Consider the following 15,785-nt stretch of genomic DNA (forward strand, 5'->3'; position numbering starts at 1 on the left):
CCACCACGTCCACGCGGGCGACAAGCGTCTCGGCGGCATCGAGCAGTGCCGCGACCCGCCCCGGCACGGACACCGCGAACACCGCTGTCTCGACCGTGCGATCCAGCGCTGTGCGAGTCGCATCGACGACAGAGGACAACAGCGGCACGGCAGGTAGAGAGATCACCGGACCATCGTGCCCGACGGTGCCCTGGGTCTGCCCATCCGAGTCGATCTCACGTTTGCGAACTCCCCAGCGTCTACCGGATACGACCCCCGGCCCCGCATGGAAGGATCGACATCGTGAACGCAGTGCGAACACACACCGTGATCGACTCGCCGATCGGCGATCTGACCCTGGTAACCACCGACGGAACACTGTCGGGTCTCTACCTCGCCGAGCACCGGCACCGGCCCGACCCGGCGACCTTCGGGCCGCACGCCGCGCGCGGCTTCGAGCAGATCCGTGAGGAACTAGACGAGTACTTCGACGGCGTCCGCACCGAGTTCACCGTTCCGCTCGCACTCGCCGGGACGGAATTCCAGCGCAGCGTCTGGGCTGAACTGCGGGCGATCGACTACGGCACCACGCGCACGTACACGGAACTCGCGACCGCGATCGGCCGGCCGACGGCGATCCGAGCGGTCGCGGCGGCCAACGGCCGGAACCCGGTGAGCATCGTGGTGCCGTGCCACCGCGTCATCGGCAGCGACGGCACCCTCACCGGCTACGCGGGCGGACTCGACCGCAAACGATTCCTCCTCGACCGCGAATCCCGGACCCTCCATGCCCCGGCCTGACCGGATACTGCCCTTCGAACGGGTGGTCGCGACGCACGGTGCCACGGTGCGGCGGGTGTGCCGCGCGTTGCTCGGGCCGGTCGACGCGGACGACGCTTGGTCCGAGACGTTCCTTGCGGCATTGCGGGCCTATCCGGATCTGAATCCGGGCAGCAACGTCGAGGCGTGGCTGGTTACCATCGCGCACCGCAAAGCCATCGACGTGCACCGCGCGCGTGCCCGCATCCCGGTGCCCACCGAGACACTCCCGGACCGGCCCACCGCCACCGGCGTCCCGGGTGCCGGCGACGACGAACTGTGGCAGGCGGTTGCCGCATTGCCGTTCACACAACGCGCCGCCGTCGTCTACCACCACATCGCGGGACTGCCCTACGCGGAGATCGCGGTGATCCTCGGGAACAGCACCGACGCGGCCCGTCGCGCCGCGGCGGACGGACGGGCCGCGCTGCGCCGCCACTATCAGCTCGAGACAGGAGCCCGGCGATGACTCCTCCCCGCCCTGAGGCATCCACGACCGATCTCGCGTGGCTGCATACCCGGCTCGTCGTCGAAGCGCATGCCGCCGGCCTGCTCGACCTCGCCTATCGTGTCGTCGACTCGCCCGTCGGATCGCTGCTCGTCGCCGCCACCGACGCAGGCATTGTGCGCGTCGCGTTCGCCGTGGAGGGCCACGACGACATCCTCGACGACCTCGCCACCCGCATCAGCCCCCGCATCCTCGAAGCACCCGCACGACTCGACACCGCGACCCGACAACTCGACGAGTATTTCCACGGTCGCCGCCGCACCTTCGACCTGCCGCTCGATCTGCGGCTCGCCACCGGTTTCCGCCGCGAGGTCATCGTGCACCTGCCGGAGATCGGCTACGGGCACACCGCCAGCTACGCGGACGTCGCAGCGGCGTCGGGTAGCCCCCGCGCGGTCCGGGCGGTCGGCACCGCGTGTGCGAAGAACCCGCTGCCGGTGATCGTTCCGTGCCACCGGGTGGTGCGCAGCGACGGCGGTATCGGACAGTACGCCGGCGGGGTCGACGCCAAACGCACACTGCTGCGCCTCGAGGCGTCGGCATGAGCTTCCTCGTCGACCTTCCGGTGGCTGAACCGTTCGCGGCGACCTCGCTGCTCGCATCGCTGCGCGGCCACACCGTGCCCGGACTCGAACGACACGACGCGAGCCTCGGCAGCCACACGAGGGCCGTGCGCGGGGGGCGCGGCCCGGCCGTCGTGACCGTCACGCTCGACGACACCCCGACCGTGCGGGCGAGCATCGACGCCGCGCACCGCGACGACGTACCCGCACTCGAACAGGCGGTGCGTCGCTGGCTGGATCTCGACGTCGACCCGATCGCCGTCGACACCGCTCTGAGCACTGATCCGCTGCTCGCGCCGCTGGTGGCCGCGCGGCCCGGGTTGCGGGTGCTCGGTTCTCCGCACTGGTTCGACACCGCGGTACAGACGGTGATCGGCCAGCAGGTCAGTGTCGCGGCCGGCTGCACATTCGCGGCGCGGCTCGTCGCTGCCTACGGTGATCCGGCACCGCACGGATTGACATGTTTCCCGTTGCCGCACAGTCTCTCCGGCGTCGATTCCGACGAGTTGCGTGCCGCGGTGGGGCTGACCCGGACGCGTGCCCGGACCGTGCAGGTGCTGGCGCGTGCCGCTGCCGACGGGCTGAGCCCGGCGGTGCCGGAGTTCCGCACCGAACTATTGGCGTTGCCGGGCATCGGGCCGTGGACCGTCGACTACCTCGCGGTGCGTGCGCTCGGCGATCGCGACGCCTACCCGTCGGGTGATCTGGTGTTGCGGCGTGCGCTCGGCGTCGCGACGTCTCGTGACGCCGAGGCCCGTGCGGCACCGTGGAGTCCGTGGCGGGCCTACGCGGCGACACACTTGTGGACCGAAGCGGTCTATTCGGTGTCACCGCCGTCCGAATCCGGTGCGTCGTCCTCGGCGTAGCTGGTCCGCACCTCGACCTTCATCGGGAACCGGACGGCGGTGTCGCCGAACAACAATCGAGTGGCCGCCGCGACCGACGCCTCGAGGTGCGCTGCAGCCGCCTCCGGGTGGCGGGTGTGCACCACCACCTCGTCGTGCTGGAAAAACACCAGTTCGCCGACGGTGCGGTCCGGGTCCGTCAGAAGGCGGCGGCGCAGTTCTGCCAGCACACACAGCGCCCACTCGGCGGCGGTGGCCTGCACGACGAAATTGCGGGTGAACCGGCCGCGTGCCCGGGTATCGCCGCGGTCGTGGAAACCGTCGTCCGGTGGTGGGCACGCCCGGCCCAGCCACGAATGCACCACCTCGCCGCGTTCACCGGCGCGGGCGGCCCGCTCCACGTAGTCGACCGCAACCGGAAACCGACTGCGCAGCAGCGGCAACAGTGGGCGGGCGTCCCCCGAGGTTCCGCCGTACAGCACCGCGAGGATCGCGACCTTCGCCTTGCCGCGGTCGCCGCCGAACACGTCCGCCGCGACGGGCGCGTACAGGTCGTCGGCGCCGGCCGCCGCGACCATCTGCCGATCACCCGACACCGCGGCGAGGATGCGGGGTTCGAGCTGCCCGGCGTCGGCGATCACGAACGTGTACCCGGGGTCGGCGACAACGCTGGAACGCAACGACTTCGGGATTTGCAGTGCGCCGCCACCGCGGCTGGCCCACCGTCCGGACACCACCGCACCCGGCACGTACACGGGCCGGAACCGTGAGCCGCGTACCCACGTGTCGAGCCAATGCCAGCCGTTGGTACTGAACAGTTTCGACAGGTCGCGGTGGTGCAGCAGCAACGGCACTGCGGGATGCTCGACCTCCCGCAGCACCCATTTGCGGGTCGACGTCAGCTCGATTCCGGCCCGCCGGAACGCGTCGATCACCTCGGTGGGCGAGGCCGGGTTGATCCGGCGCCCGAACGCCTCGCCGATCCGCCCGTTCAACTCCGCGATCCGTACCGGCAGGTCGTAACCGGCCGGGCGCGGCCCCAAGGTTTTCTCGAGCAGTCGCCGGTGGGCGTCGGCGGAGAACGGCAGGCCGTCGAAGCCCATCTCGGTGGCCGCGAGCGTGCCCGCCGATTCGGCCGCAACCAGCAGTTCGAGTCTGCTGTCGCCCGTCAGTGCCCGGCGTTGCTCGGCGAATTCTGCGATCACGGCCTCCGGGCCGATGGCGGGTCCCGCGTCGAACAAACCGGGTCGCGCGTCGAACTGTTCGTCGGCCGGTGCGGGCGGCCGGCCTGCGCGCATGCCGAGGATCGCGCGGGTGGTCGCCAGGTCGTGGCAGCGCTGCACCCGCACCCCGGCGCGCAACAGCAGCGGATACACGGTGGCGGTGTTCGACCAGATCCATCGTGGCCGGTCCGCGGATTCGGCGGCGCGCACGGCCTCGGTGATATCGCGATGGTGTGTCGCCGCGTCGAGTGGGCGGCCGTCACCATCGACGGCGACGACGCTTGCGCCACCGGATGCGGCATCGGGGACCAGGACCTTTCGCATCGGTCCAGTGTGCGCGTACCATCCGACACCCCGCGCCGACTACCTCCGTACCCGCGTATTGCGGAGGCAACCGCGCGGAATTTCGTGTTCGGCTGTCCGGTGGCCGAGCGCCTTTCGATGTATCAGGCTACGGCCGTCCCCGTGCGAGCGCCGACGGCCACCAGATCGTTCGGCCGATGTCGTGGGCCAGCGCCGGAACGAGGATGCTGCGCACCACGATGGTGTCGAGCAGCACCCCGAACGCCACCGCGAAACCGATCTCGGCGAGGAACACCAGCGGAAGGACGCCGAGCACCGAGAACGTGGCCGCCAGCACCACGCCTGCGGACGTGATGACACCTCCGGTCACGGCCAGGCCGCGCAGCACCCCGGCCCGCGTGCCGTGCCGTCCGGCTTCCTCCCTGACCCGCGTCATCAGGAAGATGTTGTAGTCGATGCCCAGCGCCACCAGAAACACGAACGCGAACAACGGGAACGCCGGATCGGCACCGGCCAACCCGAACACCTGCGTGAAGAAGAATCCGCTCACCCCGAGGGTCGCCGCGAACGACAACACCACCGTTGCAATGAGCAACACCGGCGCGAGCAGCGATCGCAGCAGCACCGCCAGCACCACGAAGATGACGGCCAACACGATCGGGATGATGAGGTTCCGGTCGCGCACCGACGACTGCTGCACGTCCAGCGTTGCCGCCGTGTTCCCACCGACCCTCGCGTCGGCCCCAGGCACCGCGTGCACTGCGTCGCGCAACCGCTCGATCGTGGCCAGGGCGGCGGGCGAATCGTAGGAGTCGGCGAGTTCGGCGTTGATCATGGTGCGGCCGTCGACCGGCGCGACCGTCAGAGCCGGTGGTGCGCACCCCTGCGCCGGTGCGGTCGCGAGCCCCGGATTCGCCGCGAGCAACGCCCGTGCCTTCGCGTAGTCGATCTGCGGGCACACCGCGCCCGGACCGGTCGCAATGCCCTCGACACCGGAGATCGCCGTGGTCACCGCGTCGGCGGCGTCGGCGTTCGCGGTGACCACGGCGGGTGCACCGGCACCGGGGGCGAACTTCTCGGTGTAGAACTCCTGGCCGGTCACCGCGTCCGGTGTCGTCGTGAAACTCTCGGTGGTGGTGAGCCCGTCGGTGTGCAGGCTGCCGATGCCTGCGGCACACAACACGATCAGCACGGCGGTGGTTCCGATCCACGCCGGGCGGTCGTGCCTGCCCACCCACGCCGCGATCCGGCTCCACGTTCCGTGGGTGGCGAGATCCACTGCCCGGTCGGGTCTCGGTCTGCGAGGCCAGAACACCCACCGTCCCGCAACGGCGAGCGAGACGGGCAGAAACGTCATCATCACCACGTAGGTGCAGGCGATACCGATCGCCGCGACGGGTCCGAGACCCTTGTTGGAGTTGAGTTCGGAGAACATCAGGCACAGCAGCGCCACCGTCACGGTCGCCGCCGACGCGGTGATCGCCCCGACCGACTCCCGCCAGGCCCGGATCATCGCGTCGAACCGGTTCGGGTAGGTGTGCAACTCTTCGCGGTACCGCGACACCAGCAGCAGCGCGTAGTCGGTGCCCGCACCGATCACGAGGACGAACAGGATGCCCTGGCTCTGCCCGTTGAGGGTGAGGATGTCGGCGTCCGCGAGGAAGTACACGATCATCGATGCCGAGCCCAGTGCCAGCAGCGCCGACAGCAGCGGGAACACCCACAGCACGGGCGATCGGTACACGACGAGCAGGATCAGCACGACCACCGCGAGCGCCGTGAGCAGCAGCGAACTGTCGATGCCTTCGAAGGCGCCGATGAACGCGGTGAGCAGTCCACCGACTCCGGCCGGATACACCGCGAGTCCGGTGCCCGCGGTGGCGGTGCGCGCGGCGTCGAGCACCAACTCTTCGGTGGTGACGAGTTGATCGCCGGTGACGTCGGTGCCGTCACGGCTGACGAGCAGCGGCACGAACACCGCGGCGGTGGTGCCGTCGTCCGAGAACTCGGTCGCGGTCATGCCCTGGATGTCGACACCCGCCACACCGGTGATCGCGGTGCGCGCCGACTCGACGGTCGCGCGGTCCGCGTCGGTAAGACCGCTACCGCGATGGAACACCACGACACCGGGAAGGGACTGGACGGGCACGAACTGTTCGGACTCGTTCGCGACCAGCGTCGATTCCGCGGTGCGCGACAGGAACGAGGCGTTGTCGTTCTTCTGGACCTCGGTGAGCTTCGCCTGGAACGACCCGCCGATCCCGCCGGCGAAGAACGCGACGATCGCGAGCGTGACGATCGCGACGATCGGCAGGCGTCGGCGTGGCGGCGGGATCGGTTCGCCGTCACTCCGGGTTTCCGCCGATACCGATTCGGCCATCGGGCCTCCTGGATCGTCCGGTCGGTGGACGCGTCGAACCAGTACAGCACGGTGGGGCGGACGGGGGCAGTGCTTCTACACGGCGGTGGGGCTTCTACACGGTCACCGGGGCGGCGTCGCGGCGACGGTGGAAGCCACGCTTGTCGTAGATCATCGTGATCACCGCGCCGAGTACCAATCCGATCCCCAAGCCGAGCAACGTCATGATCAGGCCGTGTGTCAGCCCGGCATCGCCGCGTCCGTCGAAGTAGAGGATCGCGCGGGTCGCCATGTACATCTGGTGCATCGGTTCGAATGTCGCCAGCCACTCGAACAGCGGTGGCATCGCCTCGATCGGCACCGTGCCACCGGACGAGGGCAAGCCGAGAACGATGAACAACAGCAGGTTCACGAGCAAACCGGCCTGGCCGAAGATCGACACGACAGCCAGTGCCGTCACCCCGACGGCGGTGATCGCCAGAGTGCCGTACTCCCACATCAGCAGTGCCCGTGTGAACGGCATCCCCAGAGCGGTGCCGATCGCCAGATACACGGCCGAAGCGAGCATCGCGACGACGAACATGATTCCCCACTTGACGAGCAGCACCCGCATCCGTGACAGGTGGGTGGTTTCGCGGGCGATGAACCGCGGACCGTATTCGGCGGGGAGGAAGCCGAGCGACTGGTCGACCATCGTGTTGACGATCATGCCGCCGGTGAACCCGGCGAGAATCAACAACAGCGTGAAATAGAACGCCGACAGGCCTGCGCCGGTGTTGTCGGGAAGGGGTTTGTGTGCCACAAGACGCACATCGATGGGATCGGCCAGAGTGATCCGGGCTCCCCCGGACAATTGAAGATCCGGGGCGGACGACGCGAGCGTGTCTTCCACCGTGCGGGTGAGTTGTTCACCGATCGTAGTATTGACCGTGGTCATCGCCTGATCGGCGATGGTCTGGGTGATGTTCGCGCCGAACGTGCCGGTCCGCGGATTGGTGTAGACCGTGATGATCGGTCTCTCGATGTCACCGGGCACGACGCTGCCCTGCGCGAGGATCGCCGTGCGTTTCGTGAAATCGCTGGGGATGACGATCGCGCCGTACAGGCTGCCGCTGTCCAGCCCCGAGTACATCGCCGAGATGCCCATCTGCTGCAGGTCGATGCGCTCGGGGTCGATGCCGTCGAGGATCCCGGCGGTGATCTCGTCGCCGATGTTCCGGCGGACGTCGGAACCGGGCATCACGTCCCCGACGTCCTGATTGACGATCGCCATCGGGAATTTCCGCAGATTGTCGGCCGGGCTGATCATGCTGCCGAGATACAGGTAGGCGAGCGCCGCCATCAGCGCGGTCACCACGACGATCGGCCCGAGCCAGAAACGAGGACTGCGTAGTGTGCCGTGATGCGGATCGACGATGTTCTCGGTGGGGCTCATACCGGCCTTCCGGTGCGTGGGCGGCGAACAGCGTGCGGCGAGGTCTTTCGTCCACGTGTACCGGGCCGATGGTCCGGCCCATAGATTGTGCACGCGAACGCCCCGAATGTAGGCGTTCGGTGAGCTTCGGGTGTCGAGAACCACGGCGCAACCGCGACGCGAGACGTCTCACTCGACGCCGGTAGGGTCGGGCGCGACGTACCGAGGGGAGTGCACCAGTGACCGAGATTCTGATTGTTGTTCTGATCGTGGTTGTCGTCGTGGCGGCCGTCGTCGTGATCCGGGGCCGCAGGTCCACGCCGACGGCGCGGACCGATCCACTCGCCGACTACCCGGAAGTGTGGGACCCGTATGCCATCGGGGTTGGCGACATCATCTCCTACGCGGGCATCGACCACGTGGTGCGCGGCACCATCACCCTCGACGAGGAGGGCTACCGCTGGTACGAACACCTGCTCGACGGCTCTACCGGACGCCGCTGGCTCACCGTCGAGAACGACGAGGGCGAGCTCGAAATGGCACTGTGGATGCGTCGTGAAGGAACCGGCCTGGAACCGGGCGGCGACGTCATCCTCGACGATCGTGTGTACCGGCAGATCGAACGTGGCACCGCGCGGTTCACCGCGGAAGGAACAACCGGTACCGCCCCTACCGGCACCGTCGACTACGCCGACTACGCGACCGCCGACCGCACCGGACTGCTCGCCTTCGAACGGTGGGCGCGGACCTCGTCCTGGGAGGTGTCGACCGGACGCGCAGTTACCCGCGTGGAACTCGGTGTCATCCACGCCGGACCGGCACAGTGAGCGTGCACGTGCTCGACGTCGAGTCCAGGGACGTGTCCGCAGGCCGGCTCGGTCTCGTCGTCGACGCTCCGGTGCCGCAGCCGCTCGTGACACTGGACCTGACCGATCCCGTGGCCGGTGTGCTGACCCTCGGGGTGCTCGGTGCCTCACACGTCGTCACCGCGACCGCACGCGGCCGCACCTTCACCGAGCAGGTCTCGTGTGATGCGATCGCCGCGGGCGGTCTGCCGCTGCCCGATGTCGAACACCGGCACGGCTACCACTTCGTCAGCCGCACCACGACGGTCACCCGCCGGGTGCTGAGCGACCGTGCCGGGTTGCTCCGGGATCGGGCCGCAGACACGTCCGGTTGGCTGTGTGCCGCTTTTCCCACCGACCGCGACGCGCTCACCGCTCTGACCGCGACCGCCTCCGGCGGGCATTGGCATTGGCGCACCTGGCATCTGTATCCGTCGGGGGACGAATCGGTGATCGTGGAAACGGAGGGTCGGTGGCTGCCGTGAAACGCGCGGTCGCTGCGGTCGCACTCGGTGCAGCGGTACTGTTCGCCGCCGGTTGTGGTGCACCGGTTCGGGATTGGCTCTCCGACACCTACGAACTGCGCGACCGCACCGGTGGTGTGACTACGTACTACAGTCCGGATCCGGTGGGCACCACGGTGTCCCGGATCGTCGACGAGCGGGAGCCTGCGGCGCGAAGTGCGGACGGTGGTCGTGAGTACCTGCGATACGACGACGACATCGTCACCGTCGGGTCGGCCGCCGGGGGTGGAAGCGCCGTCACCGTCGAGGATATCGGTGGCCGGTACAGCAGCGGCGGATACGCCTATCTGGGACCGGGATTCACCCCGGGTTCACCGGCGGCCGGGAATATCTCGGGGGGATCGGGGGGCGCGAAATGACGGCACCACACCTCTATTCGGGAGCTGACAACATGACCACAACATCGCTCGCCGCGGTCACCGAGATCGGCACGGTCGACCCGACCCTGCTGGTCGGTGGTGTCCTCGCGACCCTCGCCTATTTCATCGTCGGAATCGGTGTGCTGGCAGCAGGCTTCGCGATGCTCGACGCGTTGACTCCGGGAAACCTGCGGCACCAGGTGTATGTGGATCGCAACCCGAACGCGGCCCTGCTGCTCGGCGCGAACCATCTGGCGCTCGCGATCATCGTGGTCACCGCGATCCTCACCAGCGCCGACGGATTCGCCCAGGGACTGGTCGATTCGGCCGTCTACGGTCTCGTCGGGATCGTCCTGCAGGCAGTGGCTCTGCTGATCATGAACCGGGTGCTGCCCGGGCGGCTCGTCGCGCTCGTGACGGAACCGCGGATGTGCGGCGCGGCATGGGCGGTCGCAGTCACACTTGTCTCCGTCGGACTGGTCAACGCCGCTGCGCTCTCGTGACGTCGCTCGCGGCGGAACCCGCCACCGAGGCGCGTCCGCTCGGCCGCCACGCGCGGGTGGTGTTGCTCGCCGCGGTCGCGGCGTGCGCCGCGTGCGGTCTGGTCTACGAGTTGGCGCTACTCACCCTGTCGGTGAGTCTGACCGGCGGTGGTATCACCGAAACATCGCTGATCGTCGCGGGTTTCGTCGCTGCGCTCGGTGTCGGTGCGTTGCTCGCCAAACCGCTGCTGTCGTATGCGGCGCCCGCGTTCGTCGGTGTGGAGGTGTTGCTCGGGCTGGTCGGCGGGTTCAGTGCGGCTGCGCTGTACGTTGCGTTCACGTTCGTCGGTTCGTCGACGTGGGTACTCGTCGGCGCGACCGCAGCGATCGGCATGCTCGTCGGCGCCGAGGTGCCGCTGCTGATGACGTTGCTGCAAACCGGCCGGGACTCCGATGCCCGCGAAACCGGCAAGGTACTGGCGAATCTCAATGCGGCCGACTACGCGGGTGCGTTGATCGGCGGATTGATGTGGCCGCTGGTGCTGCTGCCGATGGCCGGGCTGATCCGCGGTGCGGCCCTGACCGGAATGGTGAACCTGTGCGCAGCCGCGGTCGCGGCGCTGCTGCTGCTGCGCACGCAGTTGCGGCCGGCGGCACGGGCGTTGGCGGTCGTCACGTTGCTGCTCGCGGCGGCGCTGCTGGGCTTGCTGCTGATCCGCGCCGCCGATATCGAAACGACGTCGCGGCAGCGGTTGTATCCGGATCCGGTGGTGTTCGCGCAGCGGTCGCAGTACCAGGAGATCGTCGTGACCGATCGTGCCGGCGACGTGCGGTTGTACCTCGATGGTGACCTGCAGTTCTCGAGCCGCGACGAGCACCGGTACACCGAAGCGCTGGTGTATCCGGCGTTGGCGCGGAATCCGGAGCGGGTGCTGATCCTCGGTGGTGGTGACGGATTCGCGGCGCGTGAGGTGCTGCGCCACGATACCGTTCGCGAGGTCGTGCAGATCGAGTTGGATCCGGCGGTCGTCGATCTGGCGAATACCCGGCTGCGGGACCTCAACGGCGGTGCATTGCAGGACGACCGGGTCACACTCGTGCTCGACGACGCATTTCGCTGGTTGCGTGAGCACACCGGTGGCGGCTTCGACTCGGTGATCGTGGATCTGCCCGACCCGGACACCCCGGCACTGGGCAGGCTCTATTCGGCGGAGTTCTACGGGCTGACTGCTGCGGTGCTGAATCCGGGCGGCCTGCTCGTCGTGCAGTCGGGCAGTCCCTATGCGACGCCGGACGCGTTCTGGCGAACGGTGGCGAGCGTCGAGGCGGCGGGCTTGGGTGTCACGCCGTACCACGTGTACGTGCCGAGTTTCGGAGACTGGGGTTACGCCCTCGCGCAGCCGGGTGGGCCACCGCAGCTCGCGCTGGCGCCTGCTGCACCGCCGAGGCGCTTTCTCGATCCGGCCACACTTGCTGCGGCGGCGGTGTTTCCGCTGGACCGGGAGCGGCGAATCCTCGAGCCGTCGACCCTGGACCGACCGCGAATCGTCGACGACATGCGGCGCGGCTACGAACGCTGACGCCGTCCTCGGTGGGATTCCGATGAACCTGTGCCTGTTGTAATAGTGTGTGACACACACTATAGTGTTGATTATGCTCGACCCCGAGATTGTCGCCGTCCACGAACAGGAAGTGCGTCGTGGATCCGTCGTGGTTGCCAGCCTGCTGATGCTGCGCACGCCCGGTTACGGCTACGGACTACTCGAAGCTCTGGCCGCCGCGGGCTTCCCCGTCGAGGCGAACACGCTGTATCCGCTGCTCCGGCGACTCGAGAAGCAGGGACTGCTCCTCAGCGAGTGGAACACCGACGAATCACGTCCACGCAAGTTCTATCGAACGTCCGACGCGGGCCGAGAACTCGCCGCGTCGCTGCTGCGGGAATGGACGGCCTTGAGTGGCAGCCTCGACGCTCTCGGCCACGGAACCACCGAAGCCCGCACCGAAGGAGATGCGCCATGACACTCACCGATCGTTACGTTGCCACGACCTTGCGCGGCATCCCCACGGACAAGCGCGGCGACATCGACCGCGAGCTGCGCGCGTCGATCACCGACGCAATCGACGCGCAGGTCGACTCCGGGGTCGATCCGGCCCGGGCAGAAGAGGCCGTGCTGACCGAACTCGGCGATCCTGCACGTCTCGCCGCAGACTACTCCGGCAGGACGCTGCACCTGATCGGCCCGAATCTCTACCTGGACTGGCGGCGGCTCCTGTCGGTCCTGCTGTGGATCGCTCCATTTCCCGGACTTGTCGTATTCGTCCTCGACACCGTCGACGGCGCCTCGCCGATCTCGGCAATCGGATCGGGGATCTGGACGTCGGCCACGGTCGCCCTGCACATCGCATTCTGGACGACCCTCGTCTTCGCGGTCCTCGAACGCACCGGCGGTTCCACCCGGAACCCCACCGGAGCGTGGACACCCGAACGACTGCCGGAAGACGACGAACCACGGCGAGTATCGTTGGCGGACACCGTCATCACGGTTGCCTTCTACATCTTCGTGTTCGCGTTCGTGGTCCTGCAGCGCAGCCACTCCGGGTTCCACACAGCCGACGGATCGGCGATCCCGATCATCGCACCCGACCTCTGGTCGTTCTGGATTCCGGTGCTGCTCGGCCTGCTGGTGCTCAGTGCCGTCCTCGAAGTCGTCCGGTACGCGATCGGCGGATGGACGATTCCGCTGGCCGCGATCAACACCGCACTCAACCTGCTGTTTGCGATCCCGCTCATCGCACTGGCGACCGACCGCGAACTGGTCAACCCCGACTATCTCACCGCGGCCTTCGGGAACCTGCCCGCCGCCGAGACCGCGGTCTCGTCGACCGTCGTCGTCGTTGTCACACTGGTTGCCGCGTGGGAAATCGGCGAGGGCTGGGTGAAGGCACTGCGGAATGCGGTGCCTCGCGGTAGGTAGACGCCGGGCTCGTTCGACCCCCGGGCTCGTTCGACCACCGGGTTCGTTCGACCTCCGGTGAATCGGTGCCCGACTACCATCGGGAGTGCGACGATCTGGGTCGTCCGAGTGACCTGCGAGGAGTTGAACTCCATGGCGTTCTATCGGAAGTTCGGTCATGTCCCGCCGAAGCGTCACACCCAGCACCGCGACGGCGGCGGCAACCTCTACTACGAGGAACTGATGGGCGAGGAAGGCTTCTCGTCCGACTCGTCACTGCTCTATCATCGGCACATTCCGTCGGCGATTGTCGACGCGACGGTGTGGGAGCCACCGAACCAGACGACGACGCCGAACCACCCGTTGAAGCCTCGGCACCTGACATTGCACGACCTGTTTCCCGAAGACGCCTGGGTCGACACCGATGTCGTCACGGGGCGGCGTATGATCCTCGGCAACGCCGACGTGCGCATCTCGTACGTGGCGTCGGCGAAAGAGTCGCCGCTGTATCGCAACGTCGTCGGAGACGAGTTGGTGTACATCGAATCCGGCACCGCCACAATCGAAACCGTATTCGGAACGCTCGAAGCGGCACCCGGCGACTACGTGCTGCTACCGAGGTCGACGACGCACTGCTGGATCCCCGCCGGCGATGAACCGCTGCGCGCCTACGTCATCGAGGCCAGCAGTCACATCGTGCCACCGAAGCGCTATCTGTCCCGGTTCGGCCAGTTCCTCGAGAACGCTCCGTTCTGCGAGCGCGACGTGAACGGCCCGTCTGCGCTCGTCGAGGTCGCCGCCCCCGAGGCCGAGGTCGAAGTGCTCGTCAAGCACCGAACGTCGCACGGCATCGTCGGCACACGTCACGTGGTGCCCACACACCCGTTCGACGTGGTCGGCTGGGACGGCTGCCTCTACCCGTACACACTCTCGATCCACGACTTCGAACCCCTCACCGGTCGCGTGCATCAGCCGCCGCCTTCGCACCAGGTGTTCGAGGGACACGGTTTCGTCGTCTGTAATTTCGTTCCGCGAAAGGTGGACTACCATCCGCTGTCGATCCCGGTGCCGTATTACCACTCGAACGTCGACTCGGACGAAATCATGTTCTATTGCGGTGGAAACTACGAGGCACGCACAGGATCCGGGATCGGACAAGGTTCCGTGTCGATCCATCCGGGTGGGCATACACACGGCCCGCAGCCCGGTGCGTACGAGCGCAGTATCGGCGTCGACTACGTCGACGAACTCGCCGTCATGGTCGACACGTTCCGCCCGCTCGCGCTCGGTGAGGGTGCGCGCGCGTGCGACAACCCCACATACGCAGGGAGTTGGAACCGACATCGAGGTGCCGCCCGGTGACGGCGCTCGGACTCCTCCGATAACCGAAGGATCACTCGCATGACCGGCATCGACATCCCGGAAGGGTCGCTCTTCAGTCTCGACAACCTGCCTTACGGCATCTTCTCCACCGAGGGCACCGAACCGCGAGTGGGCGTCCGCGTCGGCGACACCGTACTCGACCTGAGCCGAGTCTTCGAGGACGACGTCGTGTTCGTCGAGCCTTCCCTCAACGCGTTCATGGCGCAGGGACGTCGACGATGGAGCGAAGTCCGTTCCGCCATAAAGGAATATGTGGTCGGTGAGGTCGCCGCCGACGCGGTGTTCGACATCGGGGAGGTGACCCTGCACCTGCCGATCGAGGTCGCCGACTACGTCGACTTCTACGCATCCGAAGTTCACGCCACGAACCTCGGGAGGTTGTTCCGCCCGCAGAACCCGGACCCGCTGATGCCGAACTGGAAGCACATGCCGGTCGCCTATCATGGACGGTCGTCGACGGTCGTTCCCTCAGGGGTCGACATCGTGCGCCCCTCCGGTCAGCGTAAGGACCCGAACGATTCGGCTCCGGTCTTCGGGCCGTCTACCCGCCTCGACATCGAAGCCGAGATCGGTTTCGTCGTCGGCGTCGGCTCCCCGATGGGATCGCAGATCAAGCCCGACGATTTCGCCGAGCATTGCTTCGGGTTGGTCATCCTCAACGACTGGTCGGCACGTGACATTCAAGCCTGGGAGTATGTGCCGCTCGGCCCGAACCTCGGAAAGTCCTTCGCGACATCGATCTCCCCGTGGGTGGTGCCGCTCGCCGCGCTCGATGCCGCCCGAATCGACACCCCCGTGCAGGTTCCCGAGCCGCTGCCGTATCTGCGGGGCGGCGAGAAGTGGGGTCTGGACATCGATCTCGCGATCGAATGGAACGGGCATATCGTGAGCCGTCCACCCTATGCGCAGATGTACTGGTCACCGGCACAGATGCTCGCGCACATCGCGGTGAACGGCGCGGCGACTCGCACCGGTGACCTGTTCGGGTCCGGCGCCATCTCGGGTCGAGAGAAGGACCAGCGTGGCGCGTTCATCGAACTCACTTGGGGCGGTGCCGAACCCGTCAGGATCGGGGGCGAACTCCGCACCTACCTCGAGGACGGCGACGAGATCGTGATGTCGGCGACCGCGCCGGGGCCGAACGGCAGCCGCATCGGCTTCGGGGAGGTTCGCGGAAGGATAATGGGGTCGTGAGTACTTGTGGCCCCTCCAGCAGCCACAAAGG

Annotated in this window: 16 protein-coding genes; 13 read left to right on the forward strand and 3 right to left on the reverse strand. The window is 67.6% G+C overall.

The features are described 5' to 3' along the window. Nucleotides 1-282 precede the first annotated feature (282 nt). From WAX14_RS22175 to WAX14_RS22190, 4 genes are read left to right on the forward strand one after another with little or no spacing between them, the layout of a single operon-like run. Complete coding sequence (locus WAX14_RS22175) at nucleotides 283-780, forward strand: methylated-DNA--[protein]-cysteine S-methyltransferase (protein WP_422630201.1); 498 nt, start codon at nucleotides 283-285, stop codon at nucleotides 778-780. Beyond that, complete coding sequence (locus WAX14_RS22180; protein ID WP_422630202.1) at nucleotides 767-1,267, forward strand: RNA polymerase sigma factor; 501 nt, start codon at nucleotides 767-769, stop codon at nucleotides 1,265-1,267. Before WAX14_RS22175 ends, WAX14_RS22180 begins: the two co-directional genes overlap by 14 nt. Further along, nucleotides 1,264-1,851: a methylated-DNA--[protein]-cysteine S-methyltransferase gene (locus WAX14_RS22185; RefSeq protein WP_422630203.1), complete on the forward strand. Its 588-nt coding sequence runs from the start codon at nucleotides 1,264-1,266 to the stop codon at nucleotides 1,849-1,851. Before WAX14_RS22180 ends, WAX14_RS22185 begins: the two co-directional genes overlap by 4 nt. After that, complete coding sequence (locus WAX14_RS22190) at nucleotides 1,848-2,735, forward strand: DNA-3-methyladenine glycosylase family protein (RefSeq protein ID WP_422630204.1); 888 nt, start codon at nucleotides 1,848-1,850, stop codon at nucleotides 2,733-2,735. The genes WAX14_RS22185 and WAX14_RS22190 overlap by 4 nt, the downstream gene beginning before the upstream one ends. On the opposite strand, the gene WAX14_RS22195 is transcribed toward WAX14_RS22190, so the two are convergent. The 3 genes from WAX14_RS22195 to WAX14_RS22205 form a co-directional block, all read right to left on the reverse strand. Beyond that, nucleotides 2,687-4,261, reverse strand: a complete 1,575-nt coding sequence (locus WAX14_RS22195; RefSeq protein ID WP_422630205.1) for a bifunctional 3'-5' exonuclease/DNA polymerase — start codon at nucleotides 4,259-4,261, stop codon at nucleotides 2,687-2,689. The genes WAX14_RS22190 and WAX14_RS22195 overlap by 49 nt on opposite strands. Nucleotides 4,262-4,388: 127 nt before the next feature. After that, a complete protein-coding gene (locus WAX14_RS22200) occupies nucleotides 4,389-6,620 on the reverse strand; it encodes an MMPL family transporter (protein ID WP_422630206.1) in 2,232 nt (743 codons plus the stop codon). Between the two features lie 94 nt (nucleotides 6,621-6,714). Next, on the reverse strand, nucleotides 6,715-8,034 hold the full coding sequence (locus tag WAX14_RS22205) for a YhgE/Pip domain-containing protein (RefSeq protein WP_422630207.1): 1,320 nt from the start codon (nucleotides 8,032-8,034) through the stop codon (nucleotides 6,715-6,717). Between the two features lie 218 nt (nucleotides 8,035-8,252). Between WAX14_RS22205 and WAX14_RS22210 the strand changes: the two genes are divergently transcribed. The 9 genes from WAX14_RS22210 to fahA all read left to right on the forward strand — a co-directional run bounded on the left by WAX14_RS22210 (nucleotide 8,253) and on the right by fahA (nucleotide 15,754). After that, nucleotides 8,253-8,840, forward strand: coding sequence for a DUF4178 domain-containing protein (locus WAX14_RS22210; protein ID WP_422630208.1), 588 nt, complete (start codon nucleotides 8,253-8,255; stop codon nucleotides 8,838-8,840). Then, nucleotides 8,837-9,343: a DUF2617 family protein gene (locus tag WAX14_RS22215; protein ID WP_422630209.1), complete on the forward strand. Its 507-nt coding sequence runs from the start codon at nucleotides 8,837-8,839 to the stop codon at nucleotides 9,341-9,343. Before WAX14_RS22210 ends, WAX14_RS22215 begins: the two co-directional genes overlap by 4 nt. Beyond that, a complete protein-coding gene (locus tag WAX14_RS22220; protein WP_422630210.1) occupies nucleotides 9,331-9,741 on the forward strand; it encodes a DUF4247 domain-containing protein in 411 nt (136 codons plus the stop codon). Before WAX14_RS22215 ends, WAX14_RS22220 begins: the two co-directional genes overlap by 13 nt. A 32-nt stretch (nucleotides 9,742-9,773) precedes the next feature. After that, nucleotides 9,774-10,244, forward strand: a complete 471-nt coding sequence (locus WAX14_RS22225) for a DUF350 domain-containing protein (protein ID WP_422630211.1) — start codon at nucleotides 9,774-9,776, stop codon at nucleotides 10,242-10,244. Continuing rightward, nucleotides 10,241-11,803, forward strand: coding sequence for a polyamine aminopropyltransferase (locus tag WAX14_RS22230; protein ID WP_422630212.1), 1,563 nt, complete (start codon nucleotides 10,241-10,243; stop codon nucleotides 11,801-11,803). Before WAX14_RS22225 ends, WAX14_RS22230 begins: the two co-directional genes overlap by 4 nt. A gap of 73 nt (nucleotides 11,804-11,876) precedes the next feature. Further along, nucleotides 11,877-12,242: a PadR family transcriptional regulator gene (locus WAX14_RS22235; RefSeq protein ID WP_422630213.1), complete on the forward strand. Its 366-nt coding sequence runs from the start codon at nucleotides 11,877-11,879 to the stop codon at nucleotides 12,240-12,242. Next, nucleotides 12,239-13,198, forward strand: coding sequence for a permease prefix domain 1-containing protein (locus WAX14_RS22240; RefSeq protein ID WP_422630214.1), 960 nt, complete (start codon nucleotides 12,239-12,241; stop codon nucleotides 13,196-13,198). Before WAX14_RS22235 ends, WAX14_RS22240 begins: the two co-directional genes overlap by 4 nt. A 132-nt stretch (nucleotides 13,199-13,330) precedes the next feature. Further along, nucleotides 13,331-14,539, forward strand: coding sequence for a homogentisate 1,2-dioxygenase (locus WAX14_RS22245; RefSeq protein ID WP_422630215.1), 1,209 nt, complete (start codon nucleotides 13,331-13,333; stop codon nucleotides 14,537-14,539). A gap of 39 nt (nucleotides 14,540-14,578) precedes the next feature. Next, nucleotides 14,579-15,754 (forward strand): fumarylacetoacetase, encoded by a 1,176-nt coding sequence (gene fahA, locus WAX14_RS22250; RefSeq protein ID WP_422630216.1) that lies wholly within the window; start codon nucleotides 14,579-14,581, stop codon nucleotides 15,752-15,754. Nucleotides 15,755-15,785: the final 31 nt, after the last annotated feature.

This window comes from Rhodococcus sp. (in: high G+C Gram-positive bacteria) (genome assembly GCF_049299235.1).
Taxonomy (GTDB): Bacteria; Actinomycetota; Actinomycetes; order Mycobacteriales; family Mycobacteriaceae; genus Rhodococcus.